This is a genomic window from Limosilactobacillus mucosae DSM 13345 (assembly GCF_001436025.1).
GTDB lineage: Bacteria > Bacillota > Bacilli > Lactobacillales > Lactobacillaceae > Limosilactobacillus > Limosilactobacillus mucosae.
The window spans coordinates 1-266 of sequence record NZ_AZEQ01000087.1 but is presented as its reverse complement, the minus strand read 5'-3'; the positions used below and the strand labels follow the sequence as shown (position 1 = coordinate 266).

Genomic DNA, 266 nt, shown 5'->3' with positions numbered 1-266 from the left:
TTTAAAGGGCAGTTTAAAAACGTACCATTTGGCGAAGGCTGCGTTGATTTTGAGGGATTATTAAGAACCCTGGTGCGGCTTCAATACAACGGCAGCTACACGATCGAGATGTGGACTGGCGACAATCAAGAGGCGGATCCGGTTTCAGAGATTAAAGCTGCTAAAGCCTACTTTAATGATTTGTTTAAAAAAGTTGGGATAGAACAGGAACCGATTAGTAAATAAGGAGGTAGAGCCATGCTTGAAGAATTAAAACAGGAAGTCTA

The 266-nt window shown here is 41.7% G+C and carries 1 pseudogene; it reads left to right on the top strand.

From position 1 onward, the window contains the following. Positions 1-225 (top strand): annotated as a pseudogene (locus FC47_RS10735) (L-ribulose-5-phosphate 3-epimerase); the annotation flags it as partial. Between the last annotated feature and the right edge of the window lie 41 nt (positions 226-266).